Below are 25,748 nucleotides of genomic sequence, written 5' to 3' on the forward strand. Positions count from 1 at the left end.
CGATGACCTGGCCCGTCGTGGCCCGCTCGGGGCGGGTAGCTACCGGCCCCAGCACGGCGCGTGAGTGGTTCCTGCTGGACGACCTGCGAAGCGCGACCAGCTGGCTGCTGTGGACGCACCGGATGGCCTCCCCGTTCGGCGCGTTACCCGGATCGGCGTTCGCCGGGCACGCCGAGTCGCTCGGGGTGCCGTTGTCGACGTACGTGATCTCCCGCGCCGAGTCAGGCACCGGCCCGGGCTGGGCCACAGCAATCCGCGGCTACGAGGTGACCCTCGGAATGGCACCCGCGACCTTGCTCGCTCCGCTTCGAGCCGCTGCACGGCTGCAACCGGACACCGCCGATTCAGCCGCCCTCCTGGATCAGGGCAGACTGCCGGACGACCCATCGGTGATTGACGAGTGCTACGACACGTATCTAGCCGGCGGGAAACTCCCCGGTCACCGCTGGATCCAACTTGCCCAACTCCTGACCGAGTCCCGCTCGACCCACGTGCCTCGGGAACTGTTACGGCAGTGGATCTTCCGCCTGGTCGATGAGTTCATGCGCTCGATCAACTACGCCTACTACTGCCGCATGGAGGCGGCGTCCATGCTCGCGGCCCATCCGGTGACGGCACCGCTGCTGCTGGACGCCGTCACAACTCTTGCGGCTGCTCCAGGTGCCTCAGGAACCCACGACGCCTGGGGCCTGCTCGGTGACATCAACGACCTCGCGACCATCACCAGCATCGTCGACCGGCTCCCGTCCTCCAGCGATGAGCAGTTCGGTGGATTCTGCTTCGCGTTGTGGCAACACAGCCACCTGGGCCTGCTGCCCCGTCACCTCACCACCGTGTTGGCGGACACCCTGATCGACCGTACGGCGACCTGGACCCTGGCGTCGATGGAGCCGATCGCGGTGCTCGCCTCAGCCCTCCCGGTCCGCCATCGCGACCGGGTGCTGACAGCGATCGACGCCATTCATCCGATGTCGCGGATGACCGGTGGCCGGGTAAGTCGCCGCATCGATGCTGAACTCGAGGTGTACCTCGAGTTCAGTGCTGCGGCGAGTTGGCCGGGCCACACCGACAGCGTGCTGCGGGAGATGCTGCGCGTCGTGCTGTCGGCAACCAGCCCCGGTGTCCAGTTCCATACGACGAACCTACTGCAGATCAGCCCCTACGCAACCGCCCTCACCAACGCCGCGCTGCACCTGCTGGGCCAGCCCGACACTTCAGCAGAAACCGACCAACTAGCGACGTATCTCATCTCCCGGTTGGCGACATCCGACAACATCGACCAGGTGACCGCCCTGATCGACCAACCCGAGCCCGAGTTGGCCAGGATCGGCCTGATCACGACCGCGCACCTGCGGCACGACATCGGGGACGATCGTCTGCGGGAGTCGGCCGGCCGACCAGCAACCGCGTCGATGGCGGTCTACTACGCCGGGTTGAGCCAGCATCCCCTCCTGCACTCACCGGCCTTCAGCGGTGCCAGCGCCGACTGGTGGCGTACCCGCTCCGGCGGCTGCTGGGATTGAGCCAACCCGAAGGCCGCCGGTTGCCAACGAAACCACCACGCAGACAATGATATTGGCCACCAACGCGACGATTCCCACGTTGAGGTGATGCCACGACTCCGGCAGGAACGGCAACACCTCGCCAGCCGTGCGCTTCCCGAGCGTCAACCACGTCACGAGTACGGCGCCCACCACCATCCCGGCACCGGCACCCCACTTGGTGATCGGGTTGCGCGGATGCAGGCTCGCGACCATCGAGGGGAACAGTTGCGTCACAAACGCGTAGCCGAGCAGTAGTAGGTTCACGATCGCATCGCCACCGGCGAACGTCAGGTACAGCGCGATCAGCGTGATCACCGGCACCAGTGCCTTGGCGACGATCGCCGTGTGCCGGCCGCTGAGACCCGGCCGGAACTCCTGCACGACGTTCTTGGCCAGCAGCGTGGCCGAGGTCGACAGCAGCATCGCGCCCGGCACCAAAGCACAGAAGATGCCGGCCGCACCGATCAACCCGACCACGAACGGCGAGAACGTCTTCCGGCTGATCGCCAGCAGGGACAAGTCCCCGTCGCTCAGCCCGGGTACGACCAGTACCGCCGCCAGTCCGGTGAAGAACACGAACAGCAACACCAACTGGTACAGCGGCAAAAACATCGCGTTGCGTCGGAACGTGCGGGTGTCCCGGGAGGCATAGATCGCGCCGAAGTAGTGCGGCCACATGAAGAAGCCCAGGGCCGACAGCAGAATCGAGGTGATGAACCAGCCCATGTCGTGGCTGGGCAGGTTCGCGCTGAGGAAACCCGGCTTCTGCTCGTGAAGGGTCTGCATCATCGTGCCGACACCGCCGAAATAGTGCATCGGTAGGTAGATCCCGATGAAGACGACCACCACCAGGACCAGGATGTCCTTGACCACGGCGTTCCAGGCGGCGGCATGGATCCCGGCGGCCACGACGTACACCGCCATGACGATGGCACCGATCCAGATGGCCGCCGTGCGGGAGATGGAGCCGTAGGAGGTTTCTTGGACGATGATGCCCAGACCGGTCAATTGCAACTCCAGGTAGGGCACCATCGCCACGATGCCGATCACGGCGACCACCAGGGACAGGTTGCGGCTGTCGTACTTGCGCCGGAACCAGTCCGGCTGCGACACCAACTTCTCCCGCTTGGCGTAGCGCCAGATCGCCGGGGCCAGCCAGTAGGAGATCACGTACGCCAGAGCGCCGTACCCCAGGATGTAGAACGCCGCGCCACCATAGGTGTAGGCGTAACCGCTGGCGCCCAGGAAGGTGAAGGTCGTATAGATCTCACCCGCCAGCAGCAGGAACACGAAGATGGCGCCGAAGTTGCGCCCACCCACGCTCCACTGCTCGATGTCCATCTCCTTGCCGCGGCGCGACCACAGACCGAGGACGAGCGCCAGCAGGAAGAAGGCGATCAGGACGACCATCGCCGCGTTCACCGTGAGTCCGCCTCGTCGCCGTGGTTCTGCGGGTCGATCAGGTAGACGATCGTCATGCACACCGAGGTGAGGATCACCCAGGCGACCATCCACACCAGCAGGAACGGCATGCCCAGGATCATCGGCGTGTCACGGTTTGCGAACGGGACCAGCACCAGGATCCCGATGAACGGCAGCGCCCCGAGCGCGAACCGGACATAACTGCCCGCAGTACGTCGCGTGGCCGGCTTGGTCGGTGGCATCGCGTCTCCTTCGCCAGGTCGATGCGTTCGACCATAGACAAGCGAAGTACTTCCGTGTGCCTTCCGAGCGGACCGGCTCAGGCGATGTCGATCACGTGCTGCACCAGCGGGGCCTGGCCCGCTCGGTGCCACACGGCGACAACGTCCACCCGCACCACCGCTGCCTGATGGGGATGCTCCTGCAACCATTGCCCGGCGAGCCGTCGCAGCCGGGCGGCCTTGCGGTGGTCAACAGCGGCCAACGGACCGCCAAACGCATCGGAGCGGCGCGTCTTGACTTCGACGAACGCCACCACCCCGGCCCGTGGATCGTGCACGATCAGGTCGATCTCGCCGTACCGGCAGCGCCAGTTGCGCTCGATGATCTGCCATCCGCCATCGGTCAGGAAGCGCACGGCCACCCGCTCGCCCCACTGGCCCAAGGTCGCTCGCTGCGTCGGCACGCCACCACTGTGCCCGTTGACCGGGGCGAGGGCATGATGGCCTGTGGACAACGATGTGATGCAAATCACAACCGGCATGTGGTATCAGCGCCGCCGCCCTATCCCTCATTACCGAACGTGAGGACAATGCGGAGCATGGATGACGGTCACGTCAGTGATGCCATGGCGCCTTCACCTTCCGATGCGGAACTACCGGTATGGGATCTGGCCGCCACGGCGTTCCGTGAGTGGGTCGACGGAACGGCCAAGGTCGATCCACTGGTGCAGGTCATGACGCCCGTCCTGTGGCACGTCGTGCGCGCCTGTGGCCTGCACGAGGATGATGCCCGGGACGTCGTGCAGAGCACCTGGCTGGCCCTGGTCCGCAACCGGGACCACATCGCCGATCCGCAGGCCATCGCGTCCTGGCTGACGATTTCCGCCCGCCGCGAGGCGTGGCGCGTCGCGCGTCGCAGTCGCCTTCAGACCTCGACCGACCCGGAAATCCTGCAGGACGTCGACCTGGACCGCAGCGACCTGGCCACCCACAGCGTCGATCCGGCCGACTCGGCGGCGATCGACGACGACAACCGGCACCTGTGGTTGGCCGTGGCCAAGCTCGACGAACGCTGCCAGAAGTTGCTGCGGATCGTGGCATTCGAGCAGCGGCCCGACTATCGCAGCATCGCCACGGAACTGGATATGAAAGTCGGCAGCATCGGACCGACCCGATCCCGCTGCCTGCAAAAGCTTCGCACTCAGCTGGGGGAAACAATGGAGGACGAAGAATCATGAGCACCTGGACGGATCACGAGTTGTACGCCCGCTTGCGCACCATGTGGTCGAGCCTCGACCCGGTACCCGACGATCTGGTCGAAAGCAGCATCGTTGCCATTGAATCCGAAGGAATGGCCGAGGAATTCGAGCTTCTTGCGATGTCGTTCGCCGATCGGGAACTGCTGGGTACCCGTGGCGAACAGACGGCAACACCGACGGTGGTCGAGTTCTCCGGTGACGACTTCAGCGTCGTGATCCGGATCAGTTCAGTGGGGCCGGGCGTACGCCGCTTGGACGGCTGGACCGATCCGCCCACCCCCGGCACGGTTCGCATCCCGTCCGCGGACGGCGAGATCACCGTGCCGATCGACGAACACGGCCGTTTCGAGGTCGCCGAGCACCCTGCCGGCGCCATCCGCCTGTGGTTCGACCGCCCCGGCGGTCATCGCTCATCCACCCCGCACTTCGACGTCTGAACGCCGCTCGACCGTCCACGACAGCCCTACCGAAGGATGCCCCCTCATGCCTGACCCGGCGGAGCCCTACACCATCGTTCCTGCGCCCCGTGTAGGCAGACGAAGCACAACTGATGCGCGGCCGAACCGGTGGCACGTGCTGGATGCCGCCGATGTCGCCGATCGCTCGAGCCCAGCTGTCGCCTACGCGTCCCACTCGTTGCTGATCTCGACGTTGGTCGAGGAAGACGACCCGATGGAGGTCTTGTCGCAGGCGGCGGACGTCTTCGGCTGGCAGGTTGCCATCGATCCGGACTACGCGATCGACGTCGAGGAGTCCGCGGACCGCACGCAGGACCGAGCTCGTCGCGTGCCGCGCGCCACCGGCCCGCTGTCAATCCGGCGAGTGATCATCAGCGCCGACCCAACCCAGTCGGTCAACGAACCTGACGGCTGGAAGCTGTTGCAACGAGCCCGGGCGATCCGGGGCGAGCGGGGCCTGCGGTCGGTCGGCCTGGACCACGGGATCCGACTGACCCCACCCGGTCTGCGTTGGCCGGTCTCGGTTTCGGCCGCCGCCGCCGATTCACCGTCGTCGTCGTACATGTACGCCGGCAGCGGCGGGAGGGAACCGGTCCGGTACGTCGGCCCGGCCCCCGAATACGGGCCCACCTCATCGCGAACCACCCGCCGACCAGTGGTCGGCCTACTCGACAGCGGGTGTGGAGACCACCCGTGGCTGACGAACGTGCGTCGCCACGTGCTGGACCCCCTTGGCCAACCCATCGGACACGATGACGCCGCCAGCGACTCCGAATCCAGCGCCGACCTGTTCGGTCCGCTCGATGGAAAAGCCGACGAGATCTCCGGACACGGCACGTTCATGGCCGGCATCGTCCGACAAAGCTGCCCCAGCGCAGACATCGTGTCGTGGCGGCTGTCCGGCAGCGAGGGCACCGTATCCGAATCGGACCTGCTGCTCGCCCTGTCCCAGATCGCCGACCTCCTGGAACACTCCGCGTCCGCGGGCACCAAGGTCGCCCTCGACGTCCTGGTCCTGGCCCTGGGGTACTACCACGAGGATCTGTCCGAGCTCAGCCAGGGCCATCTGTTGTCCGAGGTCCTGCTACGCATCCGGCGCGCCGGCACGACGGTGGTCTGCGCTGCGGGCAACGACAGCACCGACGTGCCGTTCCTCCCGGCGGCTCTGTGCCGCTGGAACGTGGGACCGAGTTTGGTGGCGCAGGCCGAGCCTGACGATGCCGCGCCGTTGCTCAGCGTGGGAGCGCTGAATCCCAACGACACCGTTGCGCTGTTCTCCAACAGCGGCCCCTGGGTCACGTGTTACGCGCCAGGAGCATCCGTGTTGAGCACCACACCCGCCACCAACGCCGGCGCTCAGCCGACGTCGCGCGTGACGGCCTACGGACTCCAGCGCGAAACGATCGACTCCGACGACAGCACCAGCGGGTTCGCCATCTGGAGTGGGACGTCATTTGCCGCGCCGTACGTCGCGGGGTGGATCTTGCGCACCCTCGAGCCGGAACTGCCAGCTCCCGACTCGCCGGAGCAGGCAGCCGACATCGCCACCGCCTGGCGGGTGGTCAGCGAACTCACCGGCCTGGAGCCATAAACCCAAGACACCCCCACCAGGCGCCGATACCGTGGTTCTCAGGAAACCCACCGGGAACACCAGGAGATCGACATCCGCAGGTTGTCGGCGCTCGTCCTGCACGAGCGTGCCGTTGAACACTGTCGCGCTGGCCGTCACCGAGCGGCCGAGCGTGACCTGCGGGCTGCGCTGACCCGGACCGACGACCGGGACCTGCTTGCGCGGATCCGATCCACCCAGGCCTGGATCCTCGCCCTGGAGGACGACGGGCAGGCCAGCGTGGCCATCCTGACCGAGTTGCTCGAGGAACAGGGCCTGCGGGAAGAGACCGTCGCCACGTTGCACGCACAACTCGGTGGCGTGCTGTCCTCACTCGCGGAAGGTGGTGAGGCGCTGCGCCACCTCGACCTGGCCGTCGCCGGGCTGGCCGATGATCCGCTCCGGTTGATGGCCGTGCTCTTCAACCGCGCCGGGTTGTGGGTGGATCGCGGCGAGTACGCCGCCGCTGCCGCTGACTATGAACGGGCCGCAGAAGTCGCCGACCGTGGTGGTAGCCCATGGCACGCTGCCGCGGCCCGGCACAACCAAGGCACCGCGCTTGCGGCCAGAGGCGACCTGGTCCGGGCGTTGCAGCTCATGGGTGCCGCGCGGCCGCTGATCGCAGAACAATCGGCCGTCAACGCGGCACGGGCAGATCAGGAAACAGCCGCAGTGCTGCTGGCCGCCGGGCTCCCGGAGGAAGCAGCTGCTCTCTTACGCAATTGCGTAGCGGTGTTCAAGGCCCACCGGGTGGGGTCCTACCGAGCCGACGCCGAATTGTCCCTGGCCCGAACCATCGCAGACCAGGACCCACGTGAGGCCATCGTGATCGCGCGGCGCGCGGCAAGCAGTTATGACCGGATCGGGAGCACCTCCTTGGCCACGCGGGCCAGGGTGCTGGTCCTGACCATTGCCCTGGCCAGCGGTCGCGCAACCAGCCGGCACGTCAGCGAAGCGCAGCAGCTGTTGCCTTCCCTGACCGGAGACGACGTGGCAGGCGCCGGTGAAGAACTGCTCCTGGCCCTCGAGTTGCACCACGTACGCAAGGGCAAACCATGGCCGCGCACGCCAGCGCTGCGCGAAGACGCCTCGATCGTCAGCCGGTTGGCAGAAGCCGAGGTGCGCGTCGAGGTTGCCGCTCGCACCGGTCACGATGCCGAAGCTCTCGACCGCGCCCGCGACGGCATTCGCCTGCTGCGGGAGTGGCAGTCTTCCACCGACAGCCTCGAACTGCGCTCCAGCCTGGCCATGCACGGCTACCGGATGGTCGAGCAGGCCGCGGCCGTTGCGATGCGCACGGCGGATCCCGCCCTGCACTTCGAATGGTCCGAGCGATCCCGCGGATTCGTCGCTGCGTCGACTCCGCTGATCGACGCTCCGCCCGCGGACAGCGCCAAGGACGCGGAGTTGGAGGCGTTGCGGGGGCTGCTCGCGATCGGGGAGGACCTCGACGGACCACAGGTCGCGCAGGTCCGCGATCGGATCCGGCGCCGGCAATGGGCCCGCGAACGCGCGTCGCGGATCAGCGTCGACATCGCCAGCCTGGACGAAACCCGCCAGATGCTGCGGGACCGGGACGCAACCTTGGTGTCCTTCCTGTCCGATCCCCGCAAGGTATCGGTGCTCGTGGCGAGCGCCGACGGGTACCGCGTCGTCCCCATCGCCACTCGGGCAGAGATCCGCGCCGACCTCGCCGGTCTGCAGGCAGACCTCGATATGTCCTCCGCGGACCTGCGGCCGACCCTGGCGGCCCTCGTCCGGGACGGTCTGCGACGGCGACTGGACCACCTGTCCAGCATGTTGTGGGCCCCGATCGAATCCGAGGTGCGGACCAGACGAGTGGTGATCACCGCCCCCGCGGCCCTCGCCGCGGTCCCCTGGAGCCTCATGACCCCCTTGCGGGACCGTTCCATCACCGTGCCGTTGAGTGTCACCCAGTGGCTGCGGCACACCGCCACCGACGCACCCCTCCGTAGCGTCGGCTTCATCACCGGCCCGGGCGTCCCGCGGGCCGGCACCGAGGTGGCCCATGCCGCTAAACAGTGGCCGGGCGCGACCGTCGTCGATGCCGCGAGCGCAACGACCGCCAGCATGCGGGAGCTGACCCGCAACACCGATCTCCTGCACGTCGCCGCGCACGGACGGCACACCCCGGGCAACCCGATGTTCTCTGGTCTGGAGTTGCTGGACGGGCCGTGGTTCGGTCACGACGTCGCCGAACTGACGATGGTGCCCTCGGTGGTCGTCCTGTCCGCCTGCGAGCTCGGTCGGTCAACTGCCCGATGGGGCGAAGAGACGATCGGGATGGCCCGCGCCTGGCTGCACTCCGGCGTGCGCTGTGTGATCGCGGCACCGTGCACCGTCAACGATGCGGCCACCAGCGACTACCTGGCCGCTGTGCACTCCGGCCTGGCCGGCGGCTTGTCGCCGTCGGACGCCCTGCTGGCCGCCGATCCTGACGAACGCGCCCCGTTCCTGGCCTTCGGGGCCGGCTTCTAACCGGCCGCCGAGCTCAGGGTTCGGGCATCTCCATCTCGCGCGCCGGCAACTCCTCGACGTTGACGTCCTTGAAGGTCAGCACCCGCACCTTCTTCACGAAACGGGCCGGACGGTAGACATCCCACACCCAGGCGTCGTTCATCCGCACGTCGAAGAACACCTCAGCGCCCTCACCACGGACCAGGACGTCGACGTCGTTGCACAGATAGAACCGTCGCTCGGTTTCGACCACGTGGCTGAAAAGCCCCACCACGTCGCGGTATTCGCGATACAGGGCCAGTTCCTGCTCGGTCTCGTAGCGTTCCAGATCCTCGGCGCTCATCAACTCACTCCTTCCAGGCCCGCGACCGCATCGTCGGTGACGAACCGGCGCCACGATCGCCGGTGCAGCTCGCAGGGCCCGTGCTCGTCCAACGCCAAGAGATGCTCCGGCGCGCTGTAACCCTTGTTGGCGGCCCACTGGTACTGCGGATGCTGCTCGTGCAACGCCGTGAGCATCGCGTCCCGCTCGACCTTGGCCAGCACACTGGCTGCGGCGACCGAGGAACACTTCATGTCGGCTTTGATCATCGTGCGGACCGGCGGGACCGCCGGTTGCGCCAACTCCGCGAAGAGTCCGACCTGCTCCGGTGCGGTCAGCCAGTCGTGGTTGCCGTCCAGGATCACCAGGTCCGGTCGCACCGGCAGCGCGGTGAGCGCCCGGGTTCCCGCCAGCCGCAACGCCGCGATGATCCCGATCTGGTCGATCTCTGCCGCCGATGCGTGACCGACGGCGTACGCGAAGGCCCACCGACGCACCCGGGGCACCATCGCCTCACGCGCCGCCGGCGTCAACAGTTTGGAGTCACGCACGCCCTGGGGCGCCGTACGACAGGTCTCATCGATCACCACGACGCCGACACTGACGGGGCCCGCCAGGGCGCCGCGGCCCACCTCGTCCATGCCAGCCAGCAGCCGGTATCCCTCGCGTTGCAGGGCACGCTCGGTCCGCAGGGTGGGCACCTTGGAGGTTCCCGTACGCCGCGTGCGCACCGAGGTGCCCACCGCGCGGGCGGGGGTCACGGCGTACTCGCCATGGTCTCGGTCACGGCGAGGGGACCTTCGCGAACACCTCGGGATGGGAACTGACCGACTGGATGCGGTTCACCGGCCACGCGATGGCGACCACCTCGCCGGTGATGTCGCTCATCGGTACCGAACCGGTCTTGCCGGTGCCGTTGTCGTGCCCGCGTGAATCCCACGAGTCGCCACGGTTGTCGCCCATCACCCACACCGAGTTCGCCGGCACCGTGATGTCGAATTTCTGCCCGCTGGGTGCATTCCCCGGCTTGAGGTAGGAGGACTCGTTGATCGCGACCCCGTTGATCTTCAACGGGCCGCCGGAGTCAGCACAGGTCGCGTCGCAGACCACATGGTCACCGGGCAACCCGATCAACCGTTTCACCACGTGGTGCCCACCCGCAGGCAGGATGCCCACCCATTCCAGGCCGTTCTTCACCACTGCTTTGAGACCGGTGCTCTCCGCGCCCATCTCGCCCCAGGTCGCAGGTGCCTCGAAGACGATGACGTCCCCACGATGCAGCGGTGAGTGCTGCGGCGTCAGTTTGCTGACCAGGATCCGGTCACCCACATCGAGGGTGTTCTCCATCGACTCGGACGGGATCGAGAACGGCTGCACCAAGAAGGTCTTGACCAGGAACGACAGGGCCAATGCGATGACCACGATGATGACGAGTTCACGCAGGAAGGAGCCGCGGGTCTTCTCCTTGCGGCCGGTCTGGACCGGCGGTGCGGCGCCCGGCGGCAACTGCTCGTCCGGAGGTGCGTCCGTCATTGACCAGACCCTTTCGATGGGATGTCGTAGATGTCAGGGTAATCCGACAGACCGCCGATGCGATCCCATGGCCAGATCACCACGACGGCGCGGCCGGTCACGTCCGAGATGGGTACCGATCCTGTGGCACCCGTGCCGTCGTCGTGGAACCGTGAGTCGGCGGAGTCACCGCGGTGGTCGCCCATGACCCAGACCGAGTCGGCGGGCACGGTGATGTTGAACTTCTTGCTGCTGGGCGCCTCGCCCGGATAGAGCTCGGTCTCTTTCAACGCCACCCCGTTGACGGTGATCTGACCGGCCGCGTTGCAACACACGACGTGGTCGCCCGGCAGGCCGATCACCCGCTTGATCAGGTGGTTGTCGCCGGCCGGGTAGAGCCCGACGAACTCCAGGGCGTTCTGCACGACCCCGCTCAGCCCGGCGCGCGGCGGGGCGTCCTGCTGACCCTGCAACCATCCCCCGGGGTCGGAGAAGACAATCACGTCGCCGCGGTTGATCTGCTGGAAGCGCGGTGTCAGTTTGCTGACCAGGATGCGGTCCCCGGGGATGAGGGTGTTCTCCATCGATCCCGACGGGATCCAGAACGGTTGCACCAGGAAGGTCTTGATCAGCAGCGACAGGATCACCGAGCAGGCGACCACGATGAAGACCTCGCGCAGCCAACGCCACCCCGACCGCCGCGCGGCCGGGCGTTGTTCCCCCACTGTCATCCCGTGATCACCTAGCGCAGTGTGCCCCACGAACCTAGGGGCCAGTACCGCCAGGTCACGGTTCCGATCACCTGGTCCTCCGGGACGCTTCCGCCGCCGGGATCGCCGAGGTGGCCACGGGAATCGTCGCTGGCGATCCGATTGTCACCCATGACGAACACCCGACCGGCGGGCACCACGATGTCGAACGGGGTGGCGCTGGAACTCATCCCCGCCGGCAGATAACTCTCGTTGACCGCTGCGCCGTTGACCGTGAGCACACCGTCGGCACCGACTTTGAGGTGATCGCCGGGCAGCCCGATGACGCGCTTGACGTAGTCGGTCTCGCCGACCCGCACGCCCAGCGCGGTTCCCACCGACCGCACCATGCCGGCCAGCCCGCCAGGCGCAGCGGGGGCCTGCGAGAACACACCGTCGCCGTCGAAGACGATAACGTCGCCCCGGTGCAGGTCGTGGGCGCCCGGTTTCCACACCACGATGCGGTTACCGACACTCAGGGTCGGGCTCATCGAGGCCGACGGCACCGTGAAGGTCTCCACGACCAGACCGCGCAGCACCACCAGGAGCAGAAGCCCGATCAGGACCAGCCAGGGCCACCGGCGCCGGGGACGCGAAACGGGCAACGACGCGCTGGTTGACACGTCGTTGCCCGTAGCTGGAGTTGGCAGTGGCTCAGGCCTTGGCGGCCGGGGTCTCGCGCTTCTCCTTGATCTTGGCGGCCTTGCCGCGCAGGTCGCGCAGGTAGTACAGCTTGGCGCGACGGACGTCACCGCGGGTCACGACCTCGATCTTGTCGATGACCGGGGTGTGCAGCGGGAAGGTGCGCTCCACGCCGACGCCGAAGCTGACCTTGCGGACGGTGAAGGTCTCCCCGATGCCACCACCGTGACGGCGGATGACGACACCCTGGAAGGCCTGCACACGGGAGCGGGTACCTTCGATGACCTTCACGTGCACCTTGACGGTGTCACCGGCGCGGAAGGCCGGGATGTCGGAGCGCAGGCTCTGGGCGTCGAGTTCGTCGAACTTCTGCATGACGTACTACTTCCTTGCGGCGCCACAGGTCGCGCGCGATCGATCATTCGATGTCGGAGTAGTCCGCTGACCACATGAGCCGGTGTTCGCGAAGAACTGGCTCACTCCCCCTGCGGCGGGGGTCAGATGTGCCGGACGTACCGGTCAAGTCTGCCAGTCCGGGCCGCTATGTGTGAAATCGCGGTCCAGCATCAGCATGCGTTCCTCGATCGTGGCCGGCACCGCGGTCAAGGTGGCCGTCACCTGCGCATTGCCCAGAACCGCCTGCACCCGGTCCGGTGATGCGGCGACGACCCGCACCGCCCGCCCGTCCAAGGTCGCGGCGAGCCCGGCGTCGCTGAGCGCTGCGAAGGCACTGGTCCAGTCCTCGCAACGGACCGCCACTGCGGTGGCACCGTCGATGACGTCGGTCTCCGTCCCTTGCGCAACCAGTCGGCCGTGCGACATCAGCAGCAACCGGTCACATTGCTGCGCCTCCTGCATGTAGTGGGTGGTGACCAGCACCCCGACTCCGGCGTCGGACTGGTCCCGGATGGTGTCCCACAGCCGCGCGCGGGCCAACGCGTCCACCCCTGAGGTGGGCTCATCCAGGAGCACGGCCGCCGGGTGGTGCGACAGCGCGGCGACGAACGCCGCCTGCCGCTGGGCACCCAGGGGTACCTGCCCGACCAGCCGATCGGCGTACGGCGCGAGGTCGTCGGGCAGCTGCGGCACCGAGGTGCCGTACGCGTCCGCGACGAAGGCGAGGTTCTCGCGCAGGGTGAGGTCGCGGTACAGGCCGAGGTTCTGCGGCACGTAGCCGATCGATCGGCGGCGCTCGCGGTTGGGCGGTCTGCCGAGCAGACCCACGACGCCCGAACTGACCGGCAGCAGCCCCAGCAGCATCCGCATCACCGTGGTCTTGCCGGCCCCGTTGGCCCCCAGCAGGCCCACGACCTCCCCACCCCGCACCCGCAGGGACACCTCGTCGACCGCGGTGAAGTCACCGAACCGGCGCGTGACGTGATCGGCGGACAGCACGATCGGGGCGCTCATGCCGGCACCGGGGTCAGTTGGCGTTGCAGGGACAGTGCGATGACGATGTCTTCGAGGTCCGGTTCGGTCGTCGTGCAGTCTGTCGGCAGCGCCTCGCCGACGGGCCAGTACTCGTGTCGCTGCCGGCCGCGCCGCCACGACCATTGCGGACGGACCGCGCGAGTGCCCGTCGTGACGGTGCCGGCGAACCCGGCCCGCACGTCGTCGTACGTGCCCTGCACCAGCACCTGACCGGCGTCCAGGATGACTAGGTGACCGGCCCGCTCGGCTTCGTCGAGATAGGTCGTCGACATCAGCACCGCAGCACCGTCGGCCGCGCACCGGGAGATCATCCGCCACAGGTCGATCCGACTCACCGGATCCACCCCGGTGCTGGGCTCGTCGAGCACCACCAGCGAAGGGTCGTGCACGATCGCCATACAGAAGCCGAGTTTGCGGCGCATCCCGCCGGACAGTTGCCGGGCGAGCCGGCCTGGGACGTCGGCCAGGCCCGCGTCGGTGAGCAATCGGGTACGCCGATCGGCCAGTTCGCTGCCCGCCATGCCGTAGACGCCGCCGGCGAAGTCCAGATTCTCGGCCACGCTCAGGTTGGCCCAGCTACCGGCCGAAGCCGGCAGATAGCCGATCTCGGCTTTGCCGGGTGCGGACACGGTCCCGGCCGTCGGGGTGACTTCCCGGACCACGGTGCGCAGCAACGTACTCTTCCCGGCGCCGTCCCCGCCGACGACCGCGACGACGGTACCTGCGGGCACCTCGACACTGACGTCCTGCAGGGCGAGCGTGTCACCGAACTGCACTGTCACATCGGCCAGTTCGGCGCTCATGAGGGCACCACCTCTGCGGTCTTGTCGTTCCCTTTGCGCTCCGGCGCCAGATCGCGGCGGAAGCGCAGGGTCGCGGCGCTGAAGACCAGGACCGCCATGACCGCGAGCACCAGGAACGGCACCCACAACGAGGAGATCGACGCACCCCGCAGCATGATGCCCTGGGAGATCATCGTGAAGTAGGTCAGCGGCAACAGGTAGCCGATCCATCGGACACCGGCCGCCATGGCGTCCAGCGGAAAGATCATGCCGGACAACAGGATCTGCGGCATCAGGACGAGGATCGCGGTCTGGATCGCCTGCCCGGAGGTCTGGGAGATGGTCGAGATGAAGACACCGATCCCCAGGACGACGAAGAGGAACAGCGCTGCGCCGAGCGCGAACAACAACACGTTGCCGTTGAACGGAACTCCGAACAACCAGACGCCCAGGACGGTCACGATGATCATGTCCAGCGCACCGAGGATGAAGTACGGCGTGATCTTGCCCAGGATGATCGTGCTGGGCTTGATCGGCATGACCGCGAGCTGTTCGAGGGTGCCGGCTTCGCGTTCGCGCACCAGCCCGATGCTGGTGACGATGGTGCCGATGAAGGTCAGGATGAGACCGATGATCGCCGGGATCATCACCCAGGAGGTTTTCAGCTCCGGGTTGAACAGCACGTGCACGGACACCTTGTCGCCCAGCAGGTTGAGGCGACCGACGGCCGACTGCGCGGCGAAGAGGTTGGAGCCGTCGACGTACACCTGCGGCTTGCCGCCGTCGGCGACGAACGCCACGTCAACCGAGTTGTCCCGCAGGAGGTTTCGTGCCTGCTCGGCGCCTCCGGACGATTCGGTTGTCTTGACCTCGAAGAAGTCCGGTAGCGAACCGGTTACCTGCTGGGATTGCGAGCCAAGGACCGCTGTCTGCACGGACGACACGTAGAAGTTGGCCGCGTAGCCGAAGACGACGAGCAGTAACAGCGGGAGGGCCACGATCAGTCCGACGGTCCGCTTGTCGCGGAACAGCTCCCGGAACTCCTTGCGAATCATCGCGTTCATGCTGACCACCGTATGGGCGTCTGTCGATTTATTCAACACCTGTTGATTAAAAGCCCGCCCGGGTTACCCTCCAGGGGTGAGCCATGAGTCGAGACGCCGCGGCCGGCCCGCCGCCAACGCGGTCGACGGACGCGAACGGATCGTGGCCGCGGCGCGGAACCAGTTCGCGGCCAAGGGTTTTCGTGCGACGACGCTGCGGTCGATTGCGAGCGAGGCAGGCGTCGACGTTGCGCTCATCGCGCATCACTTCGGCAGCAAGCTGGGCCTGTTCGCAGCCAGCCTGCAACTGCCCGAGAAGGCGCACACCTTGCTGCTGTCGTCCCTGGCCGGTCCCCCGCGCACGCAGGGGAAGCGATTGACGGCGGCGTACCTGTCCCTGTGGGAGGACCCGCAGACCGGACCACAGATACAGGCGATCACCCGCGCCGCCGTTGCCGACCCCGAGGCGTCCAGCGCTTTGCAGAGCACTCTGAGTGGTTTGGTCGCGCAGGCCGACGTCCACCAGTTACTCGAGGGTCGGCGTACCGGATTCTTCCTGGCGATGTCCCACCTGCTCGGCATCGCCATCATGCGCTACGTGGTGCAGCTGCCGGACATCGCCGGCGCCGACCTGGACGAGCTCGCCGCCCGGATCGCCCCTGCGGTCCAACGCCACCTGGATGCTTCCGACAAGCAGACCTCAGCCTCGTAGCGACTTGCGCAAATAGACCTGGTCCTCCTCGAACCCGGGCGGCGCGCTGACCGGCCGGAAGCCCGCCCGCTGGTACATCTTCAGGTTGCGAGTGTTGCCTCTCGCGGTGGCCAACGCGACGGCCCGGGTAGCGGCCGGGGCCGACGTTTCGGCGTACTCCAGCAACCGGCGGCCGATCCCCCGGCCGGACAGATCCGGAGCCACCATCAGCCGGGCGATGAACCAGGTATCGCCCTGCTCCTGGACCCGCACCGATCCGACCATCCGGCCCTCCGGACTGCGCGCCACATAGGTCTGCCAGTCGGCCAACGACTCCGTCAGCGACGAAACCGTCTCGTGCTGAGCGGGATTGCTTAGGGTGTTGTTGTTGATTCCCACCTGCAACCAGCAGGCGTGGGTGAGGGTCAGCAATTCACCGACGTCCGCCGGAGTGGCCAGCCGGATCTCCAGGTCGCCGGCGCTCATCGCGGCGGCAGCCGGCAGCAGGTCGGGCCGGCGTGCCGCGGTGCGGGTCAGCCGTTGTGCGTGGCGCCAGGCCGCGATCTTGGCGTGGTCACCGGACAGCAGCACCTCGGGCACGCGTCGGCCGTGCCAGTCGGCCGGTTTGGTGTAGACCGGGTACTCCAGCAGGCCATCCTCGTGCGACTCCTCGACCAAGGAGTCGGCGTTACCGATGACTCCGGGGATCAGCCGGGCGATCGCTTCGACCATCGCCAGGACCGCGACGTCGCCGCCATTGAGTACGTAATCGCCCAACGACAGGATGCGCACGTCGAAGTCGCGCGCGGCGTAGTCGTAGACCCGTTCGTCGATGCCTTCGTAGCGACCGCAGGCGAAGACCAGATGGGACTGGGCGGCAAGGTCGCGGGCCGTCGCCTGATCGAAGCGTTGACCACCGGGCCCGGGGACGATCAGGACCGGCCGCGAGTCCGACTGTGCCGCAACGTGATCCAGCGCCTCAGACCACGGCTGCGGCTTCATCACCATACCGGCTCCCCCACCGTACGGAGTGTCGTCCACGGTGCGGTGCCGGTCGTGGGTGAAGTCGCGCAGATCGTGCACTCGCAGATCGATCAACCCGTCACGGCGGGCCTTCCCGATCAGCGAAAGATCCAGCGGCGCAAGGTAATCGGGGAAGATGCTGATGACGTCGAGCTGCACGTCACTGCTCACCGAGTTCGAGCAGACCCTCCGGTGGGTCAATCACAACGATGCCCCGCTCGGTGTCGACCTCCGGGACGATCTCCTCGACGAAGGGAACGTACGCCGTGCCGCCAGCGGCCAGCGTGACCTCCAGCAGGTCCTGGACCGGGCGGGAAAGCAGGTCCGCGACAGTCCCGACGACCCGGCCCGCGGTGTCCTGGACGGACAGACCGACCAGGTCATCGGCGTACCACGCGTCGTCCTCGTCCTCGTCGGGCGCACCCAGCAAGCGGACGCCACGCAGTGCTTCGGCGGCCGTCCGGTCGAGGTGGCCCTCGAAGGACAGCAACTGAATCCCGTTGTGGTCGCGGGCCGTTCGGATCACCAGCGGCCCAGTACTGGCTGGTTCGGTGGTGAATGACTGCCCCGTCAGGAAGCGTTCCTCGGGTCGGTCGGTGTGCACCTGGACGGTCACCTCACCGCGCAGGCCGTGTGGTTTGCCGATCCGGGCGATCAGGACATCGTCAGCCACCAGCAACCCCCGGGCAGCATGACGCCCGGGCACGAACACGTCGTACCCGGGCGATCAGCATTGGACCGAGGCGATCCACGTCGGTCAGCGCACGCGGTCGGTGTCGACGATGTCGACCCGGACGTTCTTACCACCGGCGAGAGCGCCGACGACTGTACGCAGCGCCGAAGCGGTGCGACCGGAACGGCCGATCACGCGGCCGATGTCGTCCGGGTGCACCCGCACTTCGAGCAGTTCCCCGCGCCGGCCGTTCTTGGCCCGCACGACAACGTCCTCGTCGTGGTCGACGATGCCCTTGACCAGGTGCTCCAGAGCCTCTTCCAACAAGGTCAGGCCTCGGTGGTCTCAGGCGCGTCGGTGGCCAGTTCTTCCTCGACCTCGGCGCGCTCGGCAGCCTTGGGCTCCTCGACCGGCACGGCGACCTCGTCGGCGGCGTCCGCCTTCTCGGCCTTCTCCTCAGCCTTGGCCTCGGTCTTGGCAGCCTTCTTCTTGGCGGTGGTCGCACCGGAACCGTCCGAGGCGTTCTGCGAAGCGGCGAGCGCAGCTTCGTAGAGGGCCCGCTTGTCGGGGCGGGGAGCGGCGACCTTCAGAGTGCCCTCGGCACCCGGCTCGCCCTTGAACTTCTGCCAGTCACCGGTGATCTTCAGCAGGGTCTGGACCTGCTCGGTGGGCTGGGCGCCGACGCCGAGCCAGTACTGCGCGCGCTCGGAGTCGATCTCGATCAGGCTCGGCTCTTCCTTGGGGTGGTACTTGCCCAGTTCCTCGATCGCCCGACCGTCGCGCTTGGCGCGGGAGTCCATGACGACGACGCGGTACTGGGGGTTACGGATCTTGCCGAGCCGCTTCAAACGAATCTTGACAGCCACTGTCGTGGTTCCTGCTTCCTCATCTTGTGGCGCACGGCAAGACCGCGCAGATGAGTGCGGGGAACCGTACGTCGGGGGTAGGCGCACCGGCGGCCGCCGGGCGGGTACAGCGCACCAGTCTGCCAGAGGAAGCCGGGTCCCCGGAAATCCGCGGCGTCGCGCTCCTCATGTCATTACATCTGGTTATCGGAAAGGACTGCTGGCGTTATGCTGGGCGGGTGAGTCTGATCGGTTTCCCCAATCCCGTGAACGAGAAAGCGGCCCGCACCGTCGCCGCCGTCGTCGCGATCACCAGCATCGTCATCCTCTTCACCGGCTGGCTCTGGCTGCTCATCCCGCTCGCCTACGGTTTCTGGGCCCGCGTCCTGACCGGCCCGAAGCTCAGCCCGCTCGGTGCGTTGTCGATGAAGGTCATCGCGCCGCGCTTGGGCGAGCCGGTCTACACCCCCGGGCCACCTAAGCGGTTCGCCCAGGGCATCGGAGCCGTCCTCACCACGGTGGCGGCCATCACGGGCCTCGGTTTCGGGTGGACCGACTTCGCGCTGGTCCTGGTGGGCATCCTGGCTGTCTTCGCGACTCTGGAGTCGGTGTTCGGCTTCTGCGCCGGCTGTTTCGTCTTCGGCCAGCTGATGAAGATCGGCGTCATTCCCGCCGACGTGTGCGAGGAGTGCAACAACATCTGGGCACGCCGCGACCGCTTGGCCGCCGAGGCCGCGGAGTCAGCCAGCCACTGAGGTGGTGTGGGCGTTCGCCGCGGCGATAGCCACGCGTGCGGCCTCGTGTCGCAGATCCGCGGGCGCGACAATCTGCACCTGCCCCGCGTAGCCCAGGCACATCCCGATCACTGCCTGCCGGAACCGGTACGCACCGCTCACGTCGACCGAGCCTGCGTCGCGCCGGATCACGGACAGTTCATGGCCGGTGGCCAACTGCCCCTGCAACACCGTGCGTACGGCGTCCTCCAGCTCCGCGGGAATCCGCAGCACCGCGTGCGTCGGCTCAGGGCCGGTTTCGAACGCCGATCGCAGACTCTCCCAGACGGACGCCAGCGACGCTCCGTCGGGCAGCCGCGCCGGAGCGTCCAACACGGTGACCGCACGCACCCGCGCCAGGCGGTAGCTGCGGGGCTCGCCCTGGTGGTAGGCCACCAGGTACCACCGGTTGCCGTTCTCCACGACCCCCAACGGGTCGAGCACCCGTGAGACCGGTCGGTCGTCGCGCGGTGACTGGTAGCGGATCCGGACGCGTCGGCGGTCCGCGCAAGCCCGCCTCAGGCCCGGCAAGTGCGTGACGTCATCCGTCCCGGCGAACCAGCGCCGTCGGTCAACGTGCACCACCTCCCGCAGCCGGTTGACGTCGCCCAGCGTCGCGTTGACCGCGAGTTTGTCCAGCGCCGAACCCAATTGGCGACTCAGCCCCAGGTCGCCGAACGTATCCAGACCCAAATAGGCGAACAGCACCTGCGTCTCCATCGGGGTGAGATCGCTGACGTCAGCGCGGAAACCGTCGAGCATCGAGAAGCCCCCGGAGCGGCCACGATCGGCATAGACCGGCACCCCTGCAGCCGAGAGGGCCTCCATGTCCCGAAGGATCGTGCGCTCGGAAACCTCGAGCCGCTCGGCCAACTCCGTCGCCGTCACCCGGTCGCGGGTCCGCAGCAGCAACATGATCGACAACAGCCGGTCCGCTCTCATGGATTCAGGCTGTCACAAATACATGACACAAGATGTCATGTATCGCACTGCATCCTTCTGCTCGTCCACACACCGATGAAGGAGCACACCGTGAACACCACCGCCCTGCCCGATCTTCGTCCGCAGATTCTCGACGCCGCAGAGACCGTCAACGGACTGATCACGCTCGCCGCCACGGCCGATCTCGACCAGCCAACCCCGTGCGCGGACTTCACGCTGCGCGACCTGACCGGTCACCTGATCACGGTGGTCCGCCGGATCCGGACGGTCGTGACCGGTGGCGACTTCCGCGACCAACCGCACGTGACCGTCGTACCCGATGACCAGATCGCTTCGACGTACGCCGAGGGGCTGGCTGCCCTGCGCACGACGCTGACCGACGTCGACCTGAGCGCCATCGTGACGGCACCCTTCGGCACGGTCCCGGCCGCAGCGGCGCTGGGGTCATACGTCGGTGAGCTGACTACCCACGCCTGGGATCTGGCCGCAACGCTGCACCGGCGCGATCTGCTGCGGGAGGATCTGGCAGCCCTCACCCTGGCCACGGTTCAACAGCGGATCCCAGCGGATGGTCGCGAAGACCTGCCGTTCGGCGCCGTCGTTGCCGTTGCCGACGATGCGCCGGTGTTCGACCGGTTGGCCGGTTGGATGGGTCGCGACCCAGCCTGGTCGACGCCAGCGATCAGCGTTCACTGAGTCTTTGCTGAACGTACGCTGCTGATTTGCCCAACCAGGTGGTGCGTCGGGCTGGAATGGCGGTGCTTCATCCGTCACTCCCGAGGAGTTCCCATGTCCCTACGCACCACCACGCGCGTCGCCTGCGTCGGCGCGCTGGCCGTTGCCATCGGCGCCACGTCGATCGGCGTCGCCACCTCCACCAACGGCGACAAGAGCAGTGCCGCCCGACACGCCATCAACGGCGGTAGCGCCCGCAACGTCATCCTGCTGATCGGCGACGGGATGGGTGACTCCGAGATCACCATCGCGCGCAACTACCAGGTCGGCGCGAACGGCCGACTGGCGATGGACACGCTGCCGCTGACCGGCGCATACACGACGTACTCCGTCCAGCAGTCCGACCCGAGCAAGCCTGACTACGTGACCGATTCGGCTGCTTCGGGAACCGGTTGGGCCACCGGGCACAAGAGCTACAACGGCGCCATCTCTGTCCTGCCCGACGGCAAGCCCGTCCCGACGATCCTGGAGCTGGCTAAGAAGAACGGCTACCGCACCGGCAACGTCACGACCGCCGAGCTGCAGGACGCCACCCCGGCCGTGCTGGCCTCGCACGTCGTCCAGCGCGACTGCAAGGGTCCACAGTCGATGACCAAGTGCCCGGCCAACGACCTGAAGAACGGCGGCACCGGTTCGATCGCCGAGCAACTGGTCAACACGCGTGCTGACGTCACCTTCGGCGGTGGCAAGCAGTACTTCGACCAGACCGTGCAGGCCGGCAACTACCAGGGCCTGTCGGTGTGGCAGCAGGCGCAGACCCAGGGCTACCGGCTGATCAGCGACGCCGCCGGGCTGGCCGCTCTGCCGAACACCGTCAAGACCCCCGTCCTGGGTGCCTTCGCCCCGAACAACCTGGATCTGGAGTGGACCGGCCCGACCCCGACCACCGCCGGTACGCCGAGCACCACCTGTCAGCCCAACACCGCTCGCTCGTCGGCGCAGCCCCACCTCTCGCAGATGGCCGGTAAGGCCCTGAGCATCCTCGACCGGCAGAGCCAGGGCCAGCGCAAGGGCTTCTTCCTGCAGATCGAGGGCGCCTCCATCGACAAGCAGGACCACGCCGCCAACCCCTGCGGGCAGATCGGCGAAACGGTCGAATTCGACGCCTCGGTCAAGCTCGCCCTGGCCTACCAGCGCAAGCACCCCGACACCCTCGTCGTGGTCACCGCCGATCACGGTCACACCAGCCAGATCGTCGAAACCGGTTCCACCACAACGGGAGTCACGGCAACTCTGCGCACACACGACGACGCCGACATGACGATCAGCTACGCGACCGCCCCCTACGGCCAGTCCCAGCAGCACACCGGGACGCAGGTGCGGATCGCCGCCGGTGGTCCGCAGGCAGCCAACGTCCTGGGCGTGACCAACCAGACCGACCTGTTCCGGACAGTCAGTCGAGCGCTGCGGCTGCGGTGACCGATCGGCGTACCTGAATCATCGACGTACGCCGAACGCCCGGGTGAGTTGGCTACTCACCCGGGCGTTTTCGGCCTAATCCATCGGACTCGCCTGCGGAGCGTGCCGCTCGAGGAACCGATAGACCTCGGTGTCGTCAACTCCCGGGAAGACCCCCGGCGGCATCGCAGCCAGCAGGTGGGAGTGCACCCGCGCAGACGGCCAGGCCTGACCATCCCAGCGCTCCGACAACTGGGCCGGCGGTTGCGTGCAGCACGCCGGGTCGGGGCAGCGAGACACCGAGCGGTGCTGGGTCTCCCTGCCGCGGAACCATTTCACGTGCTGATAGGGCACGCCGACGTTCACCGAGAACAGCCCATCCGGGGTGCGATCGACCACGGCGGTGCACCAGTAGGTGCCCGACCGGGTGTCGGTGTAGGCCTTGAACGCCTGCGACAGGTCCGGCTGCTCGAAGACCCGGCGCGCCGTCCAGGACCGACATACCCGCTGCCCCTCGATCGCACCGGAGGGGTCGCTGGGGAACTGGATGCCGTCGTTCTCGTAAGCCTTAAAGATCACACCGTTCTGCGCGATCCGCATGAAGTGCACGGGCAACCCGAGATGCTTGGTCGCCAGGTTGGTGAAGCGGTGGGCGGCCGTTTCGTAGGACACCGCGAAGAAGTCCCGCAGGTCCTCAATGGCAATGTCCTTGTCCTGCATTGCCGTTCGCAGGTATTGCACGGTCTCCTTCTCCGGCATCAACAGCGCGGCCGCGAAGTAGTTGATCTCGACCCGCTGGCTGAGGAACTCTGCGTAGTCCGCGGGCACCCGGTGACCAAGCACCAGGTGGGCCAGGGCCTGCAACGCCAACGAACGCGAATCGTGCTGTCCTGCTTCGGGTTGCGGCAAGTAGATGCGCTGATTCTGCAGATCGGTCACGGTGCGTGTCGAGCTCGGCAGGTCCGACGTGTGCACGAGGGTGAAGCCCATGTGAGCAGCCAGTCGATCGACTGACGCCCGACTGATCGGCCCGCCGCCATGGTTGATCGAGCGCAGCATGTCCGCGGCGGCCTGCTCGATGTCGCCGAAGTAGTTGTCGGCGGCGCGCATCCGTTCGCGCAGTTCCAAGTTGGCCCGCCGCGCGTGCTCGGGCGTCGCCGCCTGGTCCGCCTGCGCGGCGGTCATCGCCTCGTGCATCCCGACCAGCGCCTCCAACGCCTCCTGGGGCAACCGGGGACCTATTTTTACCTTGGGCAGACCCAGCGACTCGTACGCCTCGCTGCGCTGGGCCCGCTCCAACTTGATCTCCAATGCGGCCCGCCGGGTCGGCGGCGCGGTCGCCAGCAGGTCCGGCACGCTGGTCCCCAGAGCATGGGCCAGGGCGGTCAGGACCGACAACCGAGGCTCGCGCTTGCCGGTCTCGATCAGGGACAGCGCGGACGGCGACATGCCCACGGCGTCGGCGACGTCGGTCAGCGTGCGCTGGGACTGCTGCCGCGCGTGCCGCAGCCGCCGACCGAGGGTCAGCGGATCCGGGGTCGCCCCACTGTCGGCGCTGGACACCGGCGTCTCATCCGGCGTGGTCAACCGCCCGGTCGGGGTGGATGCTGTCGACGTCATACGGACAGAATTGCCACTCTTGACCGCTGATGAACCGCCCTTGCCCCGAGAAATACTCGCCATACGACGACGATAGCGTAAAAAACGCGAATCTTTACTCGAAAACTCTGCCGGAATCGGCGGTTCGGCCATGCACAGTGTTACTCACGAAACGAAGCACCACCACCGAGGATGGGAAAGACAGGGAGCCATGAGCAACACCAACGCCCCGAGCATCGCCGACCAGGAAGCTGCACTGCAGAACGACTGGCACACCAACCCCCGCTGGTCCGGCGTCCGCCGCGACTACACCGCCGGCGACGTCATCAAGCTGCGCGGCACGGTCCAGGAGGAGTTCACCCTGGCCAAGCGCGGTTCGGAGCAGCTGTGGGACAAGCTGCACACCGAGGACTACATCAACGCTCTCGGCGCCCTCACCGGCAACCAGGCCGTGCAGCAGGTCAAGGCCGGCCTGAAGGCGATCTACCTGTCCGGTTGGCAGGTCGCCGGTGACGCGAACCTGTCCGGTCACACCTACCCCGACCAGTCGCTGTACCCGGCCAACTCCGTGCCGCAGGTCGTGCGCCGCATCAACAACGCGCTGCTGCGCGCCGACCAGATCGAGTTCTCCGAGGGCATCAAGACCGTCGACGAGTGGGTCGTGCCGATCGTTGCCGACGCCGAGGCCGGCTTCGGTGGCCCGCTGAACGCCTACGAGCTGATGAAGGCCATGATCGCCGCCGGCGCCTCCGGTGTGCACTGGGAGGACCAGCTGGCCTCGGAGAAGAAGTGCGGTCACCTTGGTGGCAAGGTGCTGATCCCGACCCAGCAGCACGTGCGTACCCTGAACGCCGCCCGCCTCGCCGCGGACGTCTCCGGTGTCCCGTCGGTTGTCATCGCGCGCACCGACGCCGAGGCCGCGACCCTGCTGACCACCGACGTGGACGAGCGTGACCGTCCGTTCCTGACCGGCGGGCGCACCAACGAAGGCTTCTACGAGGTCCGCAACGGCATCGAGCCGTGCATCGCCCGTGGTCTGGCCTACGCGGAGTACGCCGACCTGCTGTGGATGGAGACCGGCACCCCGGACCTGGAGCTGGCCAAGAAGTTCGCCGAGAGCATCAAGGCGCAGTTCCCCGACCAGCTGCTGGCCTACAACTGCTCGCCGTCCTTCAACTGGAAGAAGCACCTGGACGACGACACGATCGCCAAGTTCCAGCGTGAGCTCGGCGCGATGGGCTACAAGTTCCAGTTCATCACCCTGGCCGGCTTCCACGCGCTGAACTACTCGATGTTCGACCTGGCCCACGGTTACGCCCGTGAGCAGATGGCCGCCTACGTCAAGCTGCAGGAGGCGGAGTTCGCTTCCGAGGAGCGCGGCTACACCGCCACCAAGCACCAGCGCGAGGTCGGCACCGGCTACTTCGACCTGGTCTCCACCGCCCTGAACCCGGAGAGCTCCACCACGGCGCTCGCCAACTCGACCGAAGCGGCCCAGTTCCACTAAGCCGCAACGGTTCGGGGCGGCGTACACCCAGCGGTGACGCCGCCCCGACACGCACCACCCGGTCCCCCGCGGTCAACCTGGCTCCGGTCG

Annotated in this window: 28 protein-coding genes; 10 read left to right on the forward strand and 18 right to left on the reverse strand. The window is 67.3% G+C overall.

Annotation, left to right across the window (positions count from 1 at the left end):
• The first annotated feature begins 2 nt into the window (after window positions 1-2).
• Complete coding sequence (locus DR843_RS09920) at window positions 3-1,523, forward strand: hypothetical protein (RefSeq protein WP_109685448.1); 1,521 nt, start codon at window positions 3-5, stop codon at window positions 1,521-1,523.
• On the opposite strand, the gene DR843_RS09925 is transcribed toward DR843_RS09920, so the two are convergent.
• The 3 genes from DR843_RS09925 to DR843_RS09935 form a co-directional block, all read right to left on the reverse strand.
• Window positions 1,458-2,966 (reverse strand): sodium:solute symporter family protein, encoded by a 1,509-nt coding sequence (locus tag DR843_RS09925; protein ID WP_109685449.1) that lies wholly within the window; start codon window positions 2,964-2,966, stop codon window positions 1,458-1,460. The genes DR843_RS09920 and DR843_RS09925 overlap by 66 nt on opposite strands.
• Window positions 2,963-3,208, reverse strand: a complete 246-nt coding sequence (locus tag DR843_RS09930; RefSeq protein ID WP_109685451.1) for a DUF3311 domain-containing protein — start codon at window positions 3,206-3,208, stop codon at window positions 2,963-2,965. The genes DR843_RS09925 and DR843_RS09930 overlap by 4 nt, the downstream gene beginning before the upstream one ends.
• 77 nt (window positions 3,209-3,285) lie before the next feature.
• The gene (locus tag DR843_RS09935) at window positions 3,286-3,651 is read right to left on the reverse strand and encodes a YraN family protein (RefSeq protein WP_245934072.1); all 366 of its coding nucleotides are present in this window, start codon (window positions 3,649-3,651) and stop codon (window positions 3,286-3,288) included.
• Between the two features lie 135 nt (window positions 3,652-3,786).
• On the opposite strand from DR843_RS09935, the gene DR843_RS09940 reads away from it, so the two are divergent.
• The 4 genes from DR843_RS09940 (at window position 3,787) to DR843_RS09955 (ending at window position 9,012) form a co-directional block, all read left to right on the forward strand.
• Complete coding sequence (locus tag DR843_RS09940) at window positions 3,787-4,425, forward strand: RNA polymerase sigma factor (RefSeq protein ID WP_245934073.1); 639 nt, start codon at window positions 3,787-3,789, stop codon at window positions 4,423-4,425.
• Entirely contained in the window at window positions 4,422-4,883 is a 462-nt protein-coding gene (locus DR843_RS09945; protein WP_109685455.1) for a hypothetical protein, read from the forward strand. The genes DR843_RS09940 and DR843_RS09945 overlap by 4 nt, the downstream gene beginning before the upstream one ends.
• A 46-nt stretch (window positions 4,884-4,929) precedes the next feature.
• A complete protein-coding gene (locus DR843_RS09950) occupies window positions 4,930-6,495 on the forward strand; it encodes a S8 family peptidase (RefSeq protein WP_109685457.1) in 1,566 nt (521 codons plus the stop codon).
• 81 nt (window positions 6,496-6,576) lie between these two features.
• Window positions 6,577-9,012, forward strand: coding sequence for a CHAT domain-containing protein (locus DR843_RS09955; RefSeq protein WP_109685459.1), 2,436 nt, complete (start codon window positions 6,577-6,579; stop codon window positions 9,010-9,012).
• Window positions 9,013-9,025: 13 nt separating this feature from the next.
• Here the strand turns inward: DR843_RS09955 and DR843_RS09960 are convergent, their stop codons facing one another.
• The 9 genes from DR843_RS09960 to DR843_RS10000 all read right to left on the reverse strand — a co-directional run bounded on the left by DR843_RS09960 (window position 9,026) and on the right by DR843_RS10000 (window position 15,493).
• Window positions 9,026-9,334, reverse strand: a complete 309-nt coding sequence (locus tag DR843_RS09960) for a DUF2469 domain-containing protein (protein WP_109685460.1) — start codon at window positions 9,332-9,334, stop codon at window positions 9,026-9,028.
• On the reverse strand, window positions 9,334-10,074 hold the full coding sequence (locus DR843_RS09965; protein ID WP_245934074.1) for a ribonuclease HII: 741 nt from the start codon (window positions 10,072-10,074) through the stop codon (window positions 9,334-9,336). The genes DR843_RS09960 and DR843_RS09965 overlap by 1 nt, the downstream gene beginning before the upstream one ends.
• A gap of 22 nt (window positions 10,075-10,096) precedes the next feature.
• The gene (lepB, locus tag DR843_RS09970; protein ID WP_109685462.1) at window positions 10,097-10,846 is read right to left on the reverse strand and encodes a signal peptidase I; all 750 of its coding nucleotides are present in this window, start codon (window positions 10,844-10,846) and stop codon (window positions 10,097-10,099) included.
• Complete coding sequence (lepB, locus tag DR843_RS09975; RefSeq protein ID WP_109685464.1) at window positions 10,843-11,556, reverse strand: signal peptidase I; 714 nt, start codon at window positions 11,554-11,556, stop codon at window positions 10,843-10,845. Before lepB (DR843_RS09975) ends, lepB (DR843_RS09970) begins: the two co-directional genes overlap by 4 nt.
• Window positions 11,557-11,567: 11 nt before the next feature.
• On the reverse strand, window positions 11,568-12,197 hold the full coding sequence (lepB, locus tag DR843_RS09980) for a signal peptidase I (protein ID WP_170119824.1): 630 nt from the start codon (window positions 12,195-12,197) through the stop codon (window positions 11,568-11,570).
• 31 nt (window positions 12,198-12,228) lie between these two features.
• A complete protein-coding gene (gene rplS, locus DR843_RS09985) occupies window positions 12,229-12,591 on the reverse strand; it encodes a 50S ribosomal protein L19 (RefSeq protein ID WP_109685467.1) in 363 nt (120 codons plus the stop codon).
• A gap of 144 nt (window positions 12,592-12,735) precedes the next feature.
• Window positions 12,736-13,626, reverse strand: coding sequence for an ABC transporter ATP-binding protein (locus DR843_RS09990; protein WP_109685469.1), 891 nt, complete (start codon window positions 13,624-13,626; stop codon window positions 12,736-12,738).
• Window positions 13,623-14,450: an ABC transporter ATP-binding protein gene (locus DR843_RS09995; protein ID WP_109685471.1), complete on the reverse strand. Its 828-nt coding sequence runs from the start codon at window positions 14,448-14,450 to the stop codon at window positions 13,623-13,625. The genes DR843_RS09990 and DR843_RS09995 overlap by 4 nt, the downstream gene beginning before the upstream one ends.
• Window positions 14,447-15,493, reverse strand: a complete 1,047-nt coding sequence (locus DR843_RS10000) for an ABC transporter permease (RefSeq protein WP_109685472.1) — start codon at window positions 15,491-15,493, stop codon at window positions 14,447-14,449. Before DR843_RS10000 ends, DR843_RS09995 begins: the two co-directional genes overlap by 4 nt.
• A gap of 76 nt (window positions 15,494-15,569) precedes the next feature.
• Between DR843_RS10000 and DR843_RS10005 the strand changes: the two genes are divergently transcribed.
• Window positions 15,570-16,184, forward strand: coding sequence for a TetR/AcrR family transcriptional regulator (locus DR843_RS10005; protein WP_109685474.1), 615 nt, complete (start codon window positions 15,570-15,572; stop codon window positions 16,182-16,184).
• Here DR843_RS10005 and trmD read toward each other — a convergent pair.
• From trmD to rpsP, 4 genes are read right to left on the reverse strand one after another with little or no spacing between them, the layout of a single operon-like run.
• Window positions 16,173-17,345: a tRNA (guanosine(37)-N1)-methyltransferase TrmD gene (gene trmD, locus DR843_RS10010; protein ID WP_109688809.1), complete on the reverse strand. Its 1,173-nt coding sequence runs from the start codon at window positions 17,343-17,345 to the stop codon at window positions 16,173-16,175. The genes DR843_RS10005 and trmD overlap by 12 nt on opposite strands.
• Window position 17,346: 1 nt before the next feature.
• A complete protein-coding gene (gene rimM, locus DR843_RS10015) occupies window positions 17,347-17,892 on the reverse strand; it encodes a ribosome maturation factor RimM (RefSeq protein WP_245934075.1) in 546 nt (181 codons plus the stop codon).
• Window positions 17,893-17,943: 51 nt separating this feature from the next.
• On the reverse strand, window positions 17,944-18,186 hold the full coding sequence (locus DR843_RS10020; RefSeq protein ID WP_109685476.1) for an RNA-binding protein: 243 nt from the start codon (window positions 18,184-18,186) through the stop codon (window positions 17,944-17,946).
• Window positions 18,187-18,188: 2 nt separating this feature from the next.
• A complete protein-coding gene (gene rpsP / locus DR843_RS10025) occupies window positions 18,189-18,725 on the reverse strand; it encodes a 30S ribosomal protein S16 (protein WP_109685478.1) in 537 nt (178 codons plus the stop codon).
• Between the two features lie 218 nt (window positions 18,726-18,943).
• Here rpsP and DR843_RS10030 point away from each other — a divergent pair, with 218 nt between their 5' ends.
• Window positions 18,944-19,459 carry a DUF4395 domain-containing protein gene (locus DR843_RS10030; protein ID WP_245934076.1) on the forward strand — a complete coding sequence of 172 codons (516 nt, stop codon included), beginning with the start codon at window positions 18,944-18,946 and terminating at the stop codon, window positions 19,457-19,459.
• On the opposite strand, the gene DR843_RS10035 is transcribed toward DR843_RS10030, so the two are convergent.
• Entirely contained in the window at window positions 19,445-20,419 is a 975-nt protein-coding gene (locus DR843_RS10035; protein ID WP_109685481.1) for a helix-turn-helix transcriptional regulator, read from the reverse strand. The two genes, DR843_RS10030 and DR843_RS10035, sit on opposite strands and share 15 nt — an antisense overlap.
• A gap of 90 nt (window positions 20,420-20,509) precedes the next feature.
• Here DR843_RS10035 and DR843_RS10040 point away from each other — a divergent pair, with 90 nt between their 5' ends.
• Both DR843_RS10040 and phoA read left to right on the forward strand, forming a co-directional pair.
• Window positions 20,510-21,115 (forward strand): TIGR03086 family metal-binding protein, encoded by a 606-nt coding sequence (locus tag DR843_RS10040; RefSeq protein ID WP_170119825.1) that lies wholly within the window; start codon window positions 20,510-20,512, stop codon window positions 21,113-21,115.
• Between the two features lie 93 nt (window positions 21,116-21,208).
• Window positions 21,209-22,573, forward strand: a complete 1,365-nt coding sequence (gene phoA / locus DR843_RS10045) for an alkaline phosphatase (RefSeq protein ID WP_109685485.1) — start codon at window positions 21,209-21,211, stop codon at window positions 22,571-22,573.
• Window positions 22,574-22,648: 75 nt separating this feature from the next.
• Here phoA and DR843_RS10050 read toward each other — a convergent pair whose 3' ends face one another.
• Complete coding sequence (locus DR843_RS10050; protein ID WP_109685487.1) at window positions 22,649-24,172, reverse strand: helix-turn-helix domain-containing protein; 1,524 nt, start codon at window positions 24,170-24,172, stop codon at window positions 22,649-22,651.
• A 190-nt stretch (window positions 24,173-24,362) separates the two neighbouring features.
• On the opposite strand from DR843_RS10050, the gene aceA reads away from it, so the two are divergent.
• Window positions 24,363-25,658, forward strand: coding sequence for an isocitrate lyase (aceA, locus tag DR843_RS10055; protein WP_109685489.1), 1,296 nt, complete (start codon window positions 24,363-24,365; stop codon window positions 25,656-25,658).
• The last annotated feature ends 90 nt before the right edge of the window (window positions 25,659-25,748 follow it).

The sequence above is a fragment of the Branchiibius hedensis genome (assembly GCF_900108585.1).
Classification (GTDB): domain Bacteria; phylum Actinomycetota; class Actinomycetes; order Actinomycetales; family Dermatophilaceae; genus Branchiibius; species Branchiibius hedensis.